Below are 17,322 nucleotides of genomic sequence, written 5' to 3' on the forward strand. Positions count from 1 at the left end.
GCCGGGCCGGAGCGCCCGTTCCCGGGCGCCGGGGCCGGAGACCCGGAGGTCCCCGTCGTGCTCGTCGTGCGGGCAGCGTACGGTCGGCCCGGCCGATGGGCCGCCCGGACGCCCGAGCGCCCGCGCGCCGAGCGCGGTGCCCGGCGGGCCGGTGCTCAGCGCACCGACCCGCCGGAGCTCGTCAGGAGCAGGACCGGGCCGCGTAGTCCGCCGTCCCGGAGAACGTCCTCCCCTCGGCGCCCGTGGCGGTCACGGTCACGGTGCCCGCGTCGACCGCGACGGCGCGCGACGCGAACGACTGGTACGCGTTCGCACCCGGCGCGACGTCCGCGACCTGCTTCGACCCGTACGGGGTCTCGAGCGTGATCGCGAGCGGGACCGTGTCGTCGTTCGCCGCGCGGACCGCGACGAACACCTTGCCGGCCATGCAGCGCGTCTCCGCGGTGATGGTGACGGCGATCGGCTCGGCCTCGTCCTCGACCACCCGGAAGTGGCCGAAGGACGCCGGAGCACCGGTGTCGGCCGACGCCCCGAGGGCGAAGAGACCGACCTTGGCGTCCGCGGCGGGCGCGTTGGTCACGCTCTCGTCGAACGTGGTCCACGTCTCGCCGTCCGCGCTGTACGCGCCGGTGAACGTGTCACCGGAGCGCGTGAGGCGCAGGTGCCACACCGACTCGGCGAGGCTCCCCGTCTGCGGCTGCGGGTTCTGCACCACGCCGCCGACCTCGCTGCGCAGCTCGATCCGGGCGTTGCGCGCCTGGCCGGCCTGGTTGTCGACCACGTAGTCGAGCTTCACGTAGTCGTCGTCGCCGCCGTAGACGATCAGACCGCCCTGCTGGTACTGACGGTCGAACGCGGAGCCGTCGACGACGGTCTCGATCGTCCACTCGTCACCCGGCTGGTCCTGCAGCACGATGTTCGGCACCGGGCGGTTGTCCGTCCCGTAGATGTCCGTGGGCGTCGTGTCGATCTGCAGGGAGCCGTCCGCCACGCGGTAGCCGGTCGGGTCCTCGCGGACGATCGACCAGCGGCACGTGTCGAGGGCGTCGCCGTCGAACTCGTCGTCCGGCCCGGGGGCCGCCGCCGTGTCGTCGGGCGTGATGTGGAACCAGTCGAACTCGGCGTCGACGACCGGGGTGGTCGTGTTGTTGCCCTTGAGGGCCACGAGCCCGATCTTCGCGTTCTCCAGGTCGGCGATCGACTTGGTCTGCGGCATCGTCGTGAAGTCGATGCCGTCGGCCGAGTACGCCGCCTGGAGGCTCGCGCCGTCGCTGACGAACCGCACGTAGACCGTGTCGGGGTAGTCGGCACCGAGCGCGGCCGAGTTGGACTCGTTGACCTCGTTCGGCTGGGCGTTCTCCTCACGGATGAACTGGAAGATCCGCGTCGCCGGGTCCGCAGCGGCCGACCGGCCCTGGAGCACCATCTTCGCGTAGTTGTCCTGGTCCTCCCAGATCAGCAGACCGGCCTGCTGGTACTGCTGGCGGGCCGGCAGGGTCACCTTCGCGGTGGCCGTGAACGGTCCGTCCGGGAGGTCCTGGAGCACCAGGTTCGGCACGACGGTGTTGTCCGTGCCGTAGAAGTCCCGCGTCGCCGTGGGGACCACCAGGCGCCCGTCGCGCACGACGAGGTTCTGGTCGCGGTTCGTCACGGTCCAGCGGTCCTCGTCCAGGTCGGTGCCGAGGAAGTCGTCCGAGCGGCCGGAGAAGCAGAGCCCCGGACCGGTCTCGGGCGCCTTGACGGTCACCGTCGTGTACTCGACCGAGTACGCGCCGCGCTCGTCGGTGGCCCGGACCTGGAGCCGGTAGGTGCCCGGCTGGTCGTACGTGACCGCGAACGAGTCGGTGCCGTCGACGAACCCGTCGCCGAGGCCCGCGTCCCACGCGAACGTGACGGCCTCGTCCTCGGGGTCGGTCGCCGTGACCGACGCCGTGACCTCCAGCGGGGCGGTGCCCTCCGTCGGCGTGACCTCGAACGTGTCGATGGTCGGGCGCACGTTGTCCGTGACGCCGCGGCCGTCGAACTCGAGCCAGTTGACGTTCATCTGGCCGGCCACGTTGACGAAGTAGAGCGTCCCCGTGCCCTCGGGCACGTCGGTGATCTCCGTCGTCGCCATCGTGTACGCCTGCCAGTCACCGGTGTTCGGCACGGTCACCCGGCCGATCTCCGGACCGTCGGGCGCGTCCCAGCGCACGGACACCGTGCCGCCCGAGGGCGACGCGACGCGCATGCCGAGACCCTCGACGTTGTAGAGCGACATGGGCTCGTAGGCCCACCAGTCGTCGACCTCGATGTAGCCGAGGTTCTGGCCGCCGCCCGCGCTGTCGCTGGTCTGCTCCGTCTGGACGCCCGGGTCACCCGTGCTCGCCGAGCCGGGGAGCCGGCCCGTCGAGGTGTAGTACTCGGCCTGGAGCAGCTTCGGCTGCAGGATCTGGAGCGAGTTCGTCGTGAGCGGGACGCCCACCTCGCCGCCGTCGTCGGTGTAGAACGCCTCGAGCACCCAGAAGATGTTGGCCTCGAGCCCGTGGCCCTCGTCGCGGGCCGTCTGCATGACGCCCTCGCAGCCGGTCAGCTCCTCCATCGGGTGCGCGTGGGCGTCGTGCCCGAGCGCGGTCATCATCTGGAGGTTGGAGCAGTCCACCTCGCCGTCGGGGTCCTCGACCTCGACGACGTAGCGCACCTGGTCGCCCCACTCGAACACGCCACCGTTGTCCGGGAACGTGATCGTCACGCTCGGCGCCTGGTTCCCGACGACGATGCTGACGTTCGCGAAGCCCGTCTGGCCGTTCGCGTCGGTCGCCACGAGCTGCGCGGTGTAGCTGCCGTTCTCGGTGTAGGTGTGCACCGGGTTCGCCTCGGTCGACGGGTCGGACCCGTCGCCGAACGTCCACTGCAGCGAGATCGGGTCGCCCGCCGGGTGGCGGGTGCCCTCCGAGGAGAACTGCACCGTGAGAGGCGCGGCGCCGCTGGTCACGTCCGCGCTGGCGCGGGCGATCGGCGTCGGGTCACCCTGCACGTAGTTGACCTTGTAGATGCCCGACGTCGTGTTGTTGCCGCCGAAGCCCTGGCCCCAGTCGATGACGTAGAGCGAGCCGTCCGGACCGAAGTCGAAGTCCATCGCGCGGTAGAAGCCCGCCGCGGGGTCGAAGTGCTTCGGCAGGATCCGGTTGATGTCGACGAGCTCGTCGCGGTTCTCCCCGTCGAGCTGGAACGAGTACATCTTGCCCTGGTTCCACTCGCCGAAGATCGCCTTGCCGTCCCAGTACTCGGGCCACTTGACGTCCGACTCGAGCTCCGGGTCGTAGTCGTAGACGGGGCCGCCCATGGGCGCGCCGCCGCCGCCGATCTCCGGGAAGAGCGGGTTGCCGGCGTAGTTGTACCAGACGTCGGCCGCGACGGCCGGCGGGAGCTGGGTCAGGCCGGTGTTGTTCGGCGAGTCGTTCACGGGGCCGTTGGCGCAGTCGAACGCCTGGCCCGACTGGCCGGTCGCGAAGTTGTAGTCGATGTACGCCGCGTTGTCACCGGTGCAGTACGGCCACCCGTAGAAGCCCGGCTCCGCGACGATGTTCCACTCGACCGTGTTCCCCGGGCCGCGGCTCGGGTTGGCGTTCTGCGCGTCGGGGCCGTAGTCGCCGACGAGCACGTTGCCCGTCTTCTGGTCCACGCCGATGCGGAACGGGTTGCGGAAGCCCATCGCGAAGATCTCGGGCTTCGTCTTGTCCGTCCCCGGGGCGAACATGTTCCCCTCGGGGATCGTGTACGTGCCGTCGTCCTCCGGGTGGATGCGCAGCACCTTGCCGCGGAGGTCGTTGGTGTTCGCCGACGTGCGCTGCGCGTCGTACGACGTGCGGCCCGCGCGCTCGTCGAGCGGCGCGTAGCCGGCCGACTCGAACGGGTTGGTGTTGTCGCCCGTCACGATCACGAGGTTGTCGTCGCCGTCGAAGACCATGTCACCGCCCGCGTGGCAGCACGTCTCGCGCTGCGTCGGGATGACGAGGACCTTCTCCTCGCTCGCGGCCGAGATCGTCCGGGTCGCCTCGTCGTACGTAAAGCGCGAGACGCGGTTGTGCGGCCCGTCCGTCCCGACGTCCTGCGGCGACCAGAACAGGTAGACCCAGCCGTTCTCCCCGAAGTCCGGGTCCAGGACGACGCCCGTGAGCCCGTCCTCGTTGGCCTGCGTGACCGCGAGGGTCATCGCCGTGGTGGTCTGGTTGCTCTCCGGGTCGATGAGGCGGACGCGCCCGTCGCGCTCGACGTAGAAGACCGTCCCGTCGGGGGCGACGTCGAGCATCATCGGGTTGGACGTCTCCTCGTCGAGCGAGACGACCTCGTAGCTGTCCGACTGCGACGCGGCGCAGTCCGACGGCACGACGCCGGCGGCGGTCTGGATGCCGCCGAGCAGGTGCTGGAGGAACTCCGGCTCCGCGTAGGACTCGTTCGTGTGGCCGCCGCCGGTGTACCACGAGCGGCCGCCGTCGTACGCCTGGCACCAGGCGATCGGGTGGTCGGCGCCCATCGCGCCCGACCCCGCGGTGTAGGACGTCTCGTCCAGGCTCGCGAGCACGTGCACGGTGTCACGCGGGTTGGTGCGGTAGTTGTACCACTCGTCGTAGCGGTCCCAGCGCGACGGCAGGTGCGCCGTCGACTCGTGGGCGTGGTCCTCGACCTTGACGGTCGCGTCCTGGTTCTGCGGGTGGCTGCTGAAGTACGCGCCGACCAGCTCGCCGTACCACGGCCAGTCGTACTCGGTGTCGGACGCCGCGTGGATGCCCGCGTACCCGCCGCCGTTCTGGATGTAGCGCTCGAACGCGGCCTGCTGGTCGTCGTTGAGGACGTCGCCCGTCGTGGACAGCCACACGACGGCGTCGTACTGCGCCAGGTTCTCGTCCGTGAACGCTCCCGCGTCCTCGGTCGTGGTCACGTCGAAGTCGTTCTCCGCGCCGAGCTGCTGGATCGCCGCGATGCCCGCGGGGATCGACCCGTGCCGAAACCCGGCGGTCTTGCTGAAGACGAGCACGTCGAACGGTGCGGTGTCGGCGGCGGCTGCGACCGGAGCCGCCGGAGCGACGCTCCCGGCGGCGGGGGCCGCCGTGGCCGACACCGCCGTCGCGATGGTCAGGGGGAGAGCGATCGCCGCCGCGGCTGCTGCCGCGACCGTGCGCCTCATGGCGAGCGATCCTCCAAGCACGTTTCTCACAAGGTCTCCTCGTCGAGATGGGGAACTGTGCTGCGCTCCGCCGGGTCGGCGCCATCGGCCTGCCGTCCGTCCCGGGCTCGTCGGCGGACTGTCTCGGTGCTCCGCCGGGCACCTTCCTCGCCGCCAGCGCGGCGGTCGTACCTCCTCTCGTCGTCCCGGTCGTCGGCCGTGCACCTGCGCGCGGCCGACGACCGGTCTGCCGTCCGTGCGGCGGGCCGAGTCCTAGGGCTCGACCCAGCCGCCCGACGCCGCGCTGCGCTCGACCGCGTCGAGCACGCGCTGGACCACCAGGCCGTCCGCGAAGGTCGGCGCCGGGTGCGTCCCCGCGGCGATGCCCTCGACCAGGTCGACGACCTGGTGCGTGAAGGCGTGCTCGTAGCCGAGGCCGTGGCCCGCGGGCCACCAGTGCCCGACGTACGCGTGCTGCGGCTCCGTCACGACGATGCGGCGGAAGCCCGCGACGGCCGGGTCGTCGGCGGCGTCGAAGTAGTGCAGGACGTTCATGTCCTCGAAGTCGAACGCGACCGAGCCCTTCGACCCGTTGATCTCCAGCCGGATCGCGTTCTTGCGGCCGTAGGCGAACCGGGTCGCCTCGAACGTGCCGATCGCGCCGCCGGACATCCGGGCGAGGAAGATCGCGGCGTCGTCCACGGTGACGGGGCCGCGCTCGGTGCCACCCTGTCCCGAGAGACCGGCGAACTCCGTCGCGACGGGACGCTCCTTGACGAACGTCTCGAGCAGGCCGGAGACGCTCGTGATCCGCTCGCCGGTGATGAACTGGGCGAGGTCGATCACGTGCGCGCCGATGTCGCCGAGCGCGCCGCTGCCGGCCTTGGTCTTGTCCAGACGCCACGACAGGGGCGCGTCCTCGTCCGCGATCCAGTCCTGGAGGTACTGCGCGCGCACGTGCCGCACCGTGCCGATGCGGCCGTCGGCCACGAGCTGGCGCGCGAGCTGGATCGCCGGAACGCGGCGGTAGGTGAAGCCCACCATCGCGACCTGCCCGCGCCGCGCGGCGGCCTCGGCGGCCGCGACCATCTTCTCGGCCTCGGCGACCGTGTTCGCGAGCGGCTTCTCGCAGAGCACGTGCTTGCCGGCCTCGAGCGCGGCGATCGCGATCTCGGCGTGGGTGTCGCCGGGCGTGCACACGTCGACGAGGTCGACGTCGTCCCGGCCGACGAGCGCCTGCCAGCTCGTCTCCGTGGACTCCCAGCCGAGCCGCTGCGCGGCGGCGGCGACCGCCTCCGGGTTGCGGCCGCCGAGGACCCGCATCCGCGGGTCGAGGGGGAGGTCGAAGAACCGGGGGGCGGTCCGCCAGGCCTGCGAGTGCGCTGCCCCCATGAACGAGTACCCGACCATGCCGACGCCGAGCTGCGCGCCGTCGTTTCCTGCCATGACGTTCCTTCCGTGCTTCTCACGGCGCACGCCCACGGTCCGGCCGGGCGGTACCCGGGCGGACCGTGGGCGTGGTCCGCGTGCTTCCTGCTGCGTGCTGACGGGTGTCAGCGGGTCCGTCAGGACTGGAACGCGGTGGGCAGGTACTGGTCGACGTTGTCCTTCGTCACGACGGGCGCGAAGAGCTGGACCGTGCGCGGCACGTCGGACGACGCGAGGTCGCTGAGGTTCTTCTCGTGCGCCACGAGGCGGGCGAGCTTGATGCCGTCCGCCGCCTGCGTCGACGGGTAGACGACCGTCGCCTGGAGGACGGAGTCACCGGCCTGGATGTGCTCCATGACCTGCTTCGAGCCGGCGCCGCCGACCATGAAGAACTCGTCGCGGCCCGCGTTCTCGATCGCGGAGAGCACGCCGACGCCCTGGTCGTCGTCGTGGTTCCAGATGGCGTCGATCTGCGGCGCGGCCTGGAGGAGGTTGGCCGTCGCGGCCTCGCCACCCTGGACCGTGAAGTCCGCGGCGACGCGGTTGTCGACGTCGAGGCCGCAGTCGGACAGCGCGTCCTCGAAGCCCTGGCTGCGGTCCTGCGTGAGCGGGAGCGAGTCGATGCCGGCGATCTCGGCGACCACGGCGTCCGGGTTGTCGCCCAGCTGCTCGCAGATGTACTGGCCGGCGCTCACGCCCATGCCGTAGTTGTCACCGAGGACGGTGGTCCGCGCCGCGAACGGGCTGGAGAACTCACGGTCGACGTTGATGACGGGGATCCCGGCGTCCATCGCCTTGGTCGCGACCTCGGTGAGCGCGGCGCCGTCGAACGGCAGCAGCACGATCGCGTCGACGCCGTCGTTGATGAAGCCCTCGATCTGGCTGATCTGGACGTTCACGTCGTTCGTGCCGTCGGCGACACGGAGCTCGACGTCCTCGTACTCCGCGGCCTCCGCCTCGGCGGCGGTCGTGATGGCGCCCATCCAGCCGTGGTCGGCGGCGGGGGCCGAGAAGCCGATGACGATCGGGTCGCCCGGGGCGTCGTTGTCGGAGACGGCCTGGTTGGCGCTGCCCCCGCCGTCGCCCTCGGCCGTGCCCTCGTCCTGCGGCGTGTTGGAGGTGCACGCCGTCGCGATCAGCGCGATCGAGGCGGCCGAGACCGTCGCGAGCGTGATGCGGCGGCGGAGGGTGGTGCGTGCGGACATGGGATCTCCTTCGATGCTGTCCTGCGGGTGGAACCTCAGGGGAACTGGCGGGGTGGGGGTGGTGCGGGGCTCGTCCGGCTGCGGCGTGGTGCGGGGGCGCCGCGGGGCTCGGGGTCGCTAGGTGGTGCGCCGGGAGAGGCGCTGCTGGAGCAGGACCGCGCCGACGATGATCGCGCCCTTGGCGATCTGCTGCACCGAGCTGTCGATGTTGTTGATGATGAAGACGTTCGTGAGTGTCGTGAAGATCAGGACACCGAGGACGGTGCCGACGATCGTGCCCCGGCCGCCCGCGAGGAGCGTGCCGCCGACGACGACCGCCGCGATGGTGTCGAGCTCCATGAGCAGGCCGTTGGTCGAGGAGCCGGCGCTCGTGCGGGCGAGGATCATCACGCCGGCGATGCCCGCGGTCAGGCCGGACAGCGCGTACACGTACAGGAGGTGGCGCTTGACCTTGATGCCTGCGAGGCGAGCGGCCTCGGCGTTGCCACCGACGGCGACCGTCCGGCGGCCGAACGTCGTGCGGTTGAAGAGGAACCAGCCGAGCACGGCGACGACCGCGAAGATCCACACGATCTTCGGCACCCCGAGGAGGTTGCCGCGGAAGACGTCGTTGAACGCGTCGACCTGGACGATCTGCGTGCGCTTCTGCGCGATGAGCTCGGCGAGACCGCGGGCGGCGACGAGCATCGCGAGCGTCGCGATGAACGCCACGACCTTCCCGTAGGCGACGATCAGGCCGTTGAGGAGGCCGGCGCCGATGCCCACCGCGAGCGCGCAGATCACCATGACGACCCAGCCGTACGACTGCGTCGCGAGCGTCGTCGCCCAGACGGACGCGAGACCGAGCACCGAGCCGACGGAGAGGTCGATGCCGCCCGTCGTGATGACGAAGGTCATCCCGATGGCCACGACGCCCACGACCGACCCGAGGCTGAGGATGGTCATGAGGTTGCTGACGCTCAGGAACCGCTCGCCGCCCGTCGCGAAGCCCACGACGCACAGGAGGAGCAGAGCGACGACGAGGCCGATGTTCCGCCCCGCGGCGCCGGACATGAACCCGCTCTTGCGGCGTTCGCCCGCGGCCTTCTCGACCCGGGCCGACTCGTCGGCCTCCGGCTTCTTCGTCGGCATCGACGCCGACACCTGCTGCTCGCTCACGCGACACTTCCTTCCATGACCATGTCGAGCACCTGGTGCTCGTCGATGGAGCTCGAGGGCCCCTCGTGGACGACGCGACCCTCGGAGACGACGAGGACGCGGTCGGCGAGGCCGAGGACTTCGGGGATCTCGCTGGACACGACGACGACGGCGGCACCCTCGTCGGCGAGCCTGCGGATGAGGGCGTAGATCTCGGCGCGCGCGCCGACGTCGACGCCGCGCGTGGGCTCGTCGAGGAGCAGCACGCGGCAGCCGTGGACGAGCCAGCGGGCGAGCATCGCCTTCTGCTGGTTGCCGCCCGACAGCGTGCGGATGGCCCGGTCGACGCCGGTGGGGCGCAGCTCGAGCGAGTCGGCCTGCTCCTTGGCCGCCTTGCGCTCGGCGCTCTCGTCGAGGAGACCGAAGCGCGCGAAGCGCGAGAACGTCGAGAGCGTGACGTTGCGGTAGACGGGTTCGTCGAGGAGCAGGCCCTGGCTCTTGCGCTCCTCGGGCGCGAGCCCGATCCCGGCACCGACGGCGGAGGCCACGGACCCGGACCGCAGCCGCGTGGAGTCGACGGTCACGGTGCCCGCGGTCGCCTTGCGCGCCCCGTAGACCGTCTCGATGATCTCCGAGCGGCCCGCGCCCACGAGCCCGGCGAGACCGACGATCTCCCCGGCGCGCACCTGGAACGACACGTCCGCGAACACGCCGCGCAGGCTCAGTCCCGCGACGTCGAGCACGACGGGAGCGGCGTCCACCGGGCCGTCGGAGTCCGGGAAGACGTACTCGACCGAGCGCCCGGTCATGAGCGTGATGAGCTTCGCCGTCGGGGTCTCGGACACCGGGAGGTTCTGCGCGACGGTCCGGCCGTCCTTGAGGACGGTGATGCGGTCGCCGATCTCGCGGATCTCCTCGAGCCGGTGGGAGATGTAGACGACGGCGACCCCCGCCTTGGTCAGCTCCTTGACGACACGGAAGAGGTTGCCCACCTCCTCGGAGTCGAGCACCGCCGAGGGCTCGTCCATGATGATGACGCGCGCGTCGTGGGACAGCGCCCGGGCCATGGAGACGATCTGCTTGCCGGCGGCCGACAGCCGTCCGACCTCCGTGCTCGGCGAGACCTCCGAGTGCCCGAGCCGCTGGAGCAGCTCACGCGTCTTGCGCACCGCCTCGCGGCGCTGGGAGAACCCCATCGTCGCGAGCTCGTGCCCGAGGTAGACGTTCTCCGCGACGGTCAGGCCGTCGACGACGTCGAGCTCCTGGTACATCGTCGCGACGCCGTGCTTCAGCGCTGCCACGGGGTCGGAGATGGTGATGGGCTCGCCGTCGAGGAGGATCCGGCCCTCGGTGGGCTGGTGGGCACCGGCGAGCACCTTGATGAGCGTGGACTTGCCGGCCCCGTTCTGGCCGAGGAGACAGTGGACCTCGCCCGGGAGGATCTCGAGATCGACGCCGTCGAGCGCACGAGCCCCGGGGAAGACCTTGACGATGCCCTGCATCTGCAGGAGCGGCTGGGGAGGGTCTGCGGTGACCATGCGGTGAACCTAGCGAACCTTTTGACGAGCGTCAATCATAAGGTTGTCGTCTTTTGCCACTGTTACCACTCCGTGACCGACAAAAGTGTGCGCGCCCTGATCGCCGGATGGGAACGCTCCCGCCGCTCCCGGGGTGCCCCGGGGGTGCTGCGGAGGCGATAGTGTCCGGCAGGCCCTGTACGAGCAGGGATGCCGAAGATGCGACGTGCGATCGGGGACCAGGGGGAGCTCGTGGGGCGGTCGTCGCCCGGACCGGAGGCCCACCGTCGGACCTCCACACCTTTCGACGACGTCCATGTCGCCTTGGGAGGGGACAGTAGGGTACCTTTTGGCGATCGTCAAGCAAAAGCCGATGACTCGTCCGCCTGGTACGGACGACCGACGAGAGGCTCCGTGATTCACTGTGCCCATGGAGGAACTGCTGAAGTTCGCGCCGCGCCCGACCGGTGCCGGCGACATGTTCCAGCTGCTCCGGGACGGTCAGCCGCGCACCCGTGCGGACCTCGCAGCGATCACGGGGCAGGCGCGATCGACCATCGCCGCCCGGATCGACCTCCTCATGACGGCCGGCCTCATCGCCCCCGCGGGCGAGGCCAGCTCGACCGGCGGGCGCCCGCCCGTGACCTTCGCCTTCAGCCCTGAGGCGCGCATCGTGCTCGCCGTGGACCTCGGCGCGACCCACGCCCGCCTCGCCGTCACGGACCTCGCGTCCAACGTGCTCGCCGAGACCGACGCGGCCCTCGCGATCGCGGACGGTCCCGACGTCGTCCTGTCGTGGGTCGCGGACACCGGCGAGAAGCTCGTCGCGACCACGGGGCGCAGCATCGACGACCTGGTCAGCGTCGGCGTCGGCCTCCCCGGCCCCGTCGAGCACTCCTCCGGACGGCCCATCAACCCGCCGATCATGCCCGCGTGGGACGACGTCGACGTCCCCGGGATCCTGCAGAAGCGGTTCGACGCCTCCGTGCTCGTCGACAACGACGTGAACATCATGGCGCTGGGCGAGCACCGCACCGCGTGGCCCGCGGTCACCGACATGCTCTTCGTCAAGGTCGCGACGGGCATCGGCTCGGGCATCATCGCCGACGGCGAGCTCCGGCGCGGCGCGCAGGGCGCCGCGGGCGACATCGGGCACGTCGCCGTCCCGAGCGCCGCCGACGTCCCGTGCCGCTGCGGGAACGTGGGCTGCCTCGAGGCCGTCGCGAGCGGCCAGGCCGTCGCCGCGGCCCTCGCCGCCGCGGGCCTCGACGCGACCACCAGCTCCGACGTCGTCGCGCTCGTGCGCGGCGGCGACCTCGCCGCGAGCCAGGCCGTGCGCCAGGCGGGGCGCGACATCGGCTCCGTCCTCGCGGCGTGCGTCAGCCTGCTCAACCCCTCGCTCATCGTCATCGGCGGCATCGTCGCCGAGGCGGGCGAGCACCTCATCGCGGGCATCCGCGAGATCGTCTACCAGCGCTCGCTGCCCCTCGCGACGCAGCACCTGCGCATCGTCACCTCGCAGGCACGAGGTCAGGCCGGCGTGCTCGGTGCGAGCGCCATGGCCGTCGATCACGTACTCTCGCCCGCAGCGATCGACGCGCTCATCGCCTGAGCGCGGTCGACGGGGGCCGCTGCCCGCGCGCGCGGGCGCGACGAGTGTGACGAAGCACGAGGAGGAGTCATGACCGAGCGGAACCGTCGAGCGCTCGTGGTCCGGGGCGGGTGGCCCGGGCACGCACCCGAGGAGGCCGCCGAGCTGTTCATCCCGTTCCTCGAGGCGTCCGGCTACGACGTGACGCTCGAGGGGTCGCTCGAGGCGTACGCCGACGAGGAGTTCATGACGAGCCTCGACCTCGTCGTGCAGTGCTGGACGATGGGCGAGATCCTCCCGGACGAGATGCGCGGTCTGCGCACGGCCATCGCGAACGGCACCGGGTTCGCGGGCTGGCACGGCGGCATCGTCGACTCGTTCCGGCTCGCCACCGACTACCTGCAGATGGTGGGCGGGCAGTTCGCCGCCCACGCGCACGACCTCGTGGACCACACGATCGAGATCGTGCCCGAGCGCGGGGACCACCCGATCGTCGCGGGGATCGACTCGATCGCGCTGCACTCGGAGCAGTACTGGGTGCTCGCCGACTCGTACAACGACGTCCTCGCGACGACGACGATCCTCCCGCGCGACGGCGACCCGTGGCACGAGCCCGTCGTCTCCCCCGCCGTGTGGACGCGACGCTGGGGCGCCGGACGCATCTTCGTGTGCGCGGCGGGTCACCAGCTCGCCGACCTCGAGGTGCCTCCGATCCGCACGATCGTCGAGCGCGGCATCCTCTGGGCGAGCCGCTGAGCCCGCGCGCATGACCGCCTTCCGCGGCCTGCTCGCCTACCCGATCACGCCCCTCACCGACGACGACGCCCCCGACCTCGACGCTCTCGGCCGCCTGGTCCGGGACGTCGCCGGGGCCGGGGTCGACGGCGTCGTGGTGCTCGCGTCGTCGGGCGCCGGGGTCACGTTCGACCCGGACGAGCGCGACGCCGTCGTGCGGGCGGCCGTGGCCGCGGGGTCGACGGGCGCCACGGCCGTGCCCGTCCACGTCGCCGTGAGCGGCGCGTCGACGTGTGAGGTCCTCGCCCGAGCCCGTGCCGCGCGCGACGCGGGCGCCGACGGGCTCGTGCTCGCGCCGTTCTCCTACCTCCCGCTCGACGAGGCGGAGGTCGTGGCGCTGTTCGAGGCGGTCGCGGCGGACGTCGACCTGCCCGTGTGCTTCTACAACCGCAGCGTCCAGACCGCGTACGACCTCACGCCGGGCGCCCTCGCCCACCTCGCCCGCACGACGACCGTCGTCGCGGTCAAGGACGCGGCGTCGACGCCCGCGCGACCCGGGGGGCGGGTCGCCGAGCTGCGGGCCGCGACCGACGGGCTCGGCGTGAGCGTCGGGCTGAGCGGCGACGTCCCCCTCGTGCGCGGCGCCGAGCCGGCCGACGCCTGGCACACCGGGCTCGCCGCGCTCGTCCCCGCGGAGTACGTCGCGCTCCGCCGCACCCGCACCGCGGGCACGGTGCCGGACGCGCGGGTCGCCCGCTGGCTGCACGACCTGACCGCCGTGCTCGCCGACCTGCGCCCGGTGAGCGGGTTCCACGCCCTCGCCACCCTGCTCGGCGTGCCGACCGCTCCCCCGCGCGGGCCGTCGCTCCCCGTCCCGCCCGACGGCGTCGCGCGGCTGCGCGAGGTCGTCGCCCGGCGGCCCCGGGGCTGAGCCGTCAGACCGCCGCGAGCACCGCGGCGTGCAGGTCGAGCAGGCCGGTGGTGCGCTCGCTCGGGCCGCGGCCGAAGCCGCACTCCGTCGCGACGCCGACCGGGCGGCCGCCGAGCACCGACGCCGCCGCGGCGAGCCGGCGGCGTGCTCCCTCGACCCCGTCCTCGTGGTGCAGGAGCCCGAGGTAGAGCTCGGTCGCCGGGTCCAGGCGCAGGTCCGCCAGCGGCGCGACGTACGCGACGTCGTCGCGCGCGATCGGGACGGGAAGGTGCACCCACCCGACCGGCCGGTCGAGGCGCTCCACGAGGGCGTTCGCGACGCGGACGAGGTTCGCGGTGTCCGTCGGCTCGACGAAGTGCTTCTCGGCGACGTCGCCGTAGCAGAGGTGGAACCCCAGCTCGGCCCCGGCGGGCACGTGCCGCGCGAACGCCGCGGCCCGACGCGCGCATCCCGTGACGACGTCCTCGTCTCCCCCGGCCTCGGCGTCGAACCAGGCGCGCGCGGCCCCGCCGCCGAGGTTCGCGCCCTCGACGAACGCGAACTCGGTCGCGAGGTCGACCTGGACCGCGAGGTCCTCCGCGGGGATCGCGGCGCTGATCGCCGCGAGCTCGCGGACGAGCGCGGCCTCGTACGCCGGGTGCACCGCCGCGCGGTCCTGGGGCGCGACGAACGCCGTCACCGGCGCGAGCGGCGAGGGCAGGCACACCTGGAAGCGGGCCCCGGCCGGGAGGGCGCCCTCCTCGCGCAGCGCGACGAAGTCGGCGTAGGAGGCGAGGGCCGCGTCGGCGTAGCCGAGCGGGCCGAACCGCAGGTCCGCCGCGTCGACGGAGCCGTCGAGGACGTGCGGGCGCACGTCGAACCCCGCGACGACGACCGGGTCCACCGGGACGCGCGCGAGGCCGTCGACGGCGGAGAACCGCTCACCCTGGAAGAGGATCCAGTGGAACCGCTCGCCGACCTCCCCGTCGGGGACGCGGCGCACGTGGTCGCCGAGGTGCTCCCCCACCGCACGGAAGGTCTCGCGCGCGGTCGGCAGGTTCACGGAGCCCACGAGGTGGGCGCCGCGCAGGGTCGGGAGGGTACGGGACGGGGCGGTGGTGGCGTCGAGCACCGGAGCATCGTAGGCGCCCGGCCCGACGCGCGGCTCAGCCGTCCGCGCCGGGCTCTCCCCTGCCGTCCGCGGCCGGGGCGTCGCCCGCGCCGTCCGACACCGGGCCCGCACCGAGGCGGTCGGCCACCGCGTCGGGCCCTCCGGCGAGGAGCGCGACGAAGCCCTCCTCGTCGAGGATCGGCAGCCCGAGGTCGCGCGCCTTCGTCTCCTTGGAGCCGGCGCTCGCCCCGACGACGACGTAGTCCGTCTTCTTCGAGACCGACCCGGACGCCTTGCCGCCCGCCGCGATGACGGCCTCCTTGGCGCCGTCGCGGCTGAACCCCTCGAGCGACCCCGTCACGACGACCGTCAGCCCGGCGAGCGGACCGGTCGGCTCCTGACGCGCGCCGGGGCCGGGGTGGTCGGGGATCTCGAAGCGCACCCCGGCCGCCCGCCAGCGGTCGACGATCTCGACGTGCCAGCCGACGGTGAACCACTCGACGACCTGGTCGGCGATCACGGGCCCGACGCCCTCGACCGCGGCGAGCTCGTCGCGCGACGCGGTCCGGATCGCGTCGAGCGAGCCGAACCAGTCCGCGAGGGCACGCGCCGCGACCGGGCCCACGTGCCGGATGTTCAGGCTGACGAGGATGCGCCAGAGGTCCTTCGTCTTCGCGAGCTCGAGCTCCTCCACGAGCTTCGTCGCGTTGGTCGACGCCTCGAAGAGCGGCTCCCCCGCCTCGATCGCCTCGCGCTCCGCGGCCTTCGACAGCTTGCGCTTCTTCCGGAACGGCCACACGGACTTCACGGTCGCGGTCGAGCCGTCGGGCATCGTGATCTCGGCCGGCTCGCCCGTGCCGTCGTACTCGCGCGGCAGCCCGGTCTCGGAGTCGCGCACGACGACCCGGATCGGGACGAGCTGCTCGACGCTCAGCTCGAACAGCCCGGCCTCCGTGCGCAGCGGCGGCTCGGCCGGCTCGAGCGGCTGCGTGAGCGCGGCCGCCGTCACCTCGCCGAGCACCTCGACGTCGAGCCCCCCGCGCGAACCGATGTGCTCGACGCGGCCGCGCACCTGGGCGGGGCACGACTCGGCGTTGGGGCAGCGCAGGTCGACGTCGCCCTCCTTCATGGGCCGCAGCGGCGTGCCGCACTCCGGGCAGTCCGCGGGCATGACGAAGTCCTCGCGCGGGTAGCCGTCGTCCGCGAGCGCCGCGACCGGGCCCAGGATCTCGGGGATGACGTCGCCCGCCTTGCGCAGCACGACCATGTCGCCGATGCGCACGCCCTTCGCGCGGACGACGTCCTGGTTGTGCAGGGTCGCCTGGCGCACCGTGCTGCCCGCGACCTTGACCGGCTCCATGACGGCGTACGGGGTCGCGCGGCCCGTGCGGCCGACGCCGACCTGGATCGCGAGGAGGCGCGTGTTGACCTCCTCGGGCGGGTACTTGTAGGCGATGGCCCACCGGGGCGCGCGGCTCGTGGCGCCGAGCCGCCGCTGGAGCGCGAGCTCGTCGACCTTGACGACGATCCCGTCGAGCTCGTGCTCGATGTCGTGCCGGTGCTCGCCGAAGTAGGCGATGCGCTCCATGACCTCGTCGAGCCCGTGCACGACCCGGTTGTGCGGCGACACCGGCACGCCCCACTGCTCGAACAGGGCGTAGGCGTCGGACTGCCGCGCGAGCTCGGCGTGCTCGCCGGCCTCCCACTGGAGCGCACCGACGCCGTGCGCGTACATGCGCAGGTTGCGGCTCGCGGTGACGGCCGGGTCCTTCTGGCGCAGCGACCCGGCCGCGGTGTTGCGCGGGTTCGCGTACGGCGCCTGGCCCGCGGCGACGAGCTTCTCGTTGAGCGCGGCGAAGTCCGCGACGCCCATGAACACCTCGCCGCGGATCTCGATGACGTCGGGGTGCGTCGCGGGGTCGCCGGCGAGGCGCTGCGGGATGCTCGGGATCGTCCGCACGTTGGCGGACACGTCCTCGCCCGTGCGCCCGTCGCCGCGCGTGGCGGCCCGCACCAGACGGCCCTTCTCGTAGAGCAGCGCGATGGCGAGCCCGTCGATCTTGACCTCGCACAGGTAGTCCACCTCGGCGTCCGCGGCCACGCCCAGGTCGCGGTGCACGCGCGCCGCCCACGCGGCGAGGTCCTCGGCGCTGAAGGCGTTGTCGAGCGAGAGCATGGGCTCGAGGTGCTGGACGGTCGCGAAGCCGGCCGCGGCCCGGCCGCCCACGCGCTGCGTGGGCGACTCGGGCGTCTGGAGGGCGGGGTGCGCGGCCTCGAGCGCCTGCAGCTCGTGCATCCGCGCGTCGTACTCCGCGTCGGACGAGACCGGCTGGTCCTCCTCGTAGTAGGCCCGCTGGTCGGCCTCGACCTGGGCGACGAGCTCGGCCCAGCGCCGCTGCGCCGCGGCCTCGTCGAGCTCGGCGGCGGACGACGCCGCGGGCACGTCCTCGTCCGTCGGGGTCGGGGGGGTCGGCGCTGACGTCGCGGGGGTGCTCTCGCTCACCCGCACATCATCGCGCGGACCGCCCACATCCGCCGCCCC

Annotated in this window: 10 protein-coding genes; 3 read left to right on the forward strand and 7 right to left on the reverse strand. The window is 72.5% G+C overall.

Annotated features, from left to right (window positions below; genetic code table 11):
- Positions 1-181: 181 nt before the first annotated feature.
- The 5 genes from B9L22_RS12990 to B9L22_RS13010 form a co-directional block, all read right to left on the reverse strand.
- On the reverse strand, positions 182-5,167 hold the full coding sequence (locus tag B9L22_RS12990) for a ThuA domain-containing protein (RefSeq protein WP_086150718.1): 4,986 nt from the start codon (positions 5,165-5,167) through the stop codon (positions 182-184).
- A 252-nt stretch (positions 5,168-5,419) separates the two neighbouring features.
- A complete protein-coding gene (locus B9L22_RS12995) occupies positions 5,420-6,592 on the reverse strand; it encodes a Gfo/Idh/MocA family protein (protein WP_021479936.1) in 1,173 nt (390 codons plus the stop codon).
- A gap of 119 nt (positions 6,593-6,711) precedes the next feature.
- On the reverse strand, positions 6,712-7,779 hold the full coding sequence (locus tag B9L22_RS13000) for a substrate-binding domain-containing protein (protein WP_021479937.1): 1,068 nt from the start codon (positions 7,777-7,779) through the stop codon (positions 6,712-6,714).
- Between the two features lie 117 nt (positions 7,780-7,896).
- A complete protein-coding gene (locus B9L22_RS13005; protein ID WP_021479938.1) occupies positions 7,897-8,937 on the reverse strand; it encodes an ABC transporter permease in 1,041 nt (346 codons plus the stop codon).
- Positions 8,934-10,454: a sugar ABC transporter ATP-binding protein gene (locus B9L22_RS13010; protein ID WP_086150719.1), complete on the reverse strand. Its 1,521-nt coding sequence runs from the start codon at positions 10,452-10,454 to the stop codon at positions 8,934-8,936. The genes B9L22_RS13005 and B9L22_RS13010 overlap by 4 nt, the downstream gene beginning before the upstream one ends.
- Before the next feature lie 409 nt (positions 10,455-10,863).
- Here B9L22_RS13010 and B9L22_RS13015 point away from each other — a divergent pair, with 409 nt between their 5' ends.
- From B9L22_RS13015 to B9L22_RS13025, 3 genes are all read left to right on the forward strand, one after another.
- The gene (locus tag B9L22_RS13015) at positions 10,864-12,045 is read left to right on the forward strand and encodes an ROK family protein (RefSeq protein WP_034655387.1); all 1,182 of its coding nucleotides are present in this window, start codon (positions 10,864-10,866) and stop codon (positions 12,043-12,045) included.
- Between the two features lie 69 nt (positions 12,046-12,114).
- The gene (locus B9L22_RS13020; RefSeq protein ID WP_021483712.1) at positions 12,115-12,780 is read left to right on the forward strand and encodes a ThuA domain-containing protein; all 666 of its coding nucleotides are present in this window, start codon (positions 12,115-12,117) and stop codon (positions 12,778-12,780) included.
- Positions 12,781-12,790: 10 nt separating this feature from the next.
- Positions 12,791-13,690, forward strand: a complete 900-nt coding sequence (locus B9L22_RS13025; RefSeq protein WP_086150720.1) for a dihydrodipicolinate synthase family protein — start codon at positions 12,791-12,793, stop codon at positions 13,688-13,690.
- 4 nt (positions 13,691-13,694) lie between these two features.
- On the opposite strand, the gene B9L22_RS13030 is transcribed toward B9L22_RS13025, so the two are convergent.
- Both B9L22_RS13030 and ligA read right to left on the reverse strand, forming a co-directional pair.
- Positions 13,695-14,801, reverse strand: a complete 1,107-nt coding sequence (locus B9L22_RS13030; RefSeq protein WP_086150721.1) for a hypothetical protein — start codon at positions 14,799-14,801, stop codon at positions 13,695-13,697.
- A 34-nt stretch (positions 14,802-14,835) separates the two neighbouring features.
- Complete coding sequence (gene ligA, locus B9L22_RS13035; RefSeq protein ID WP_369824831.1) at positions 14,836-17,283, reverse strand: NAD-dependent DNA ligase LigA; 2,448 nt, start codon at positions 17,281-17,283, stop codon at positions 14,836-14,838.
- Between the last annotated feature and the right edge of the window lie 39 nt (positions 17,284-17,322).

This window comes from Cellulosimicrobium sp. KWT-B, assembly GCF_002127155.1.
GTDB lineage: Bacteria > Actinomycetota > Actinomycetes > Actinomycetales > Cellulomonadaceae > Cellulosimicrobium > Cellulosimicrobium funkei.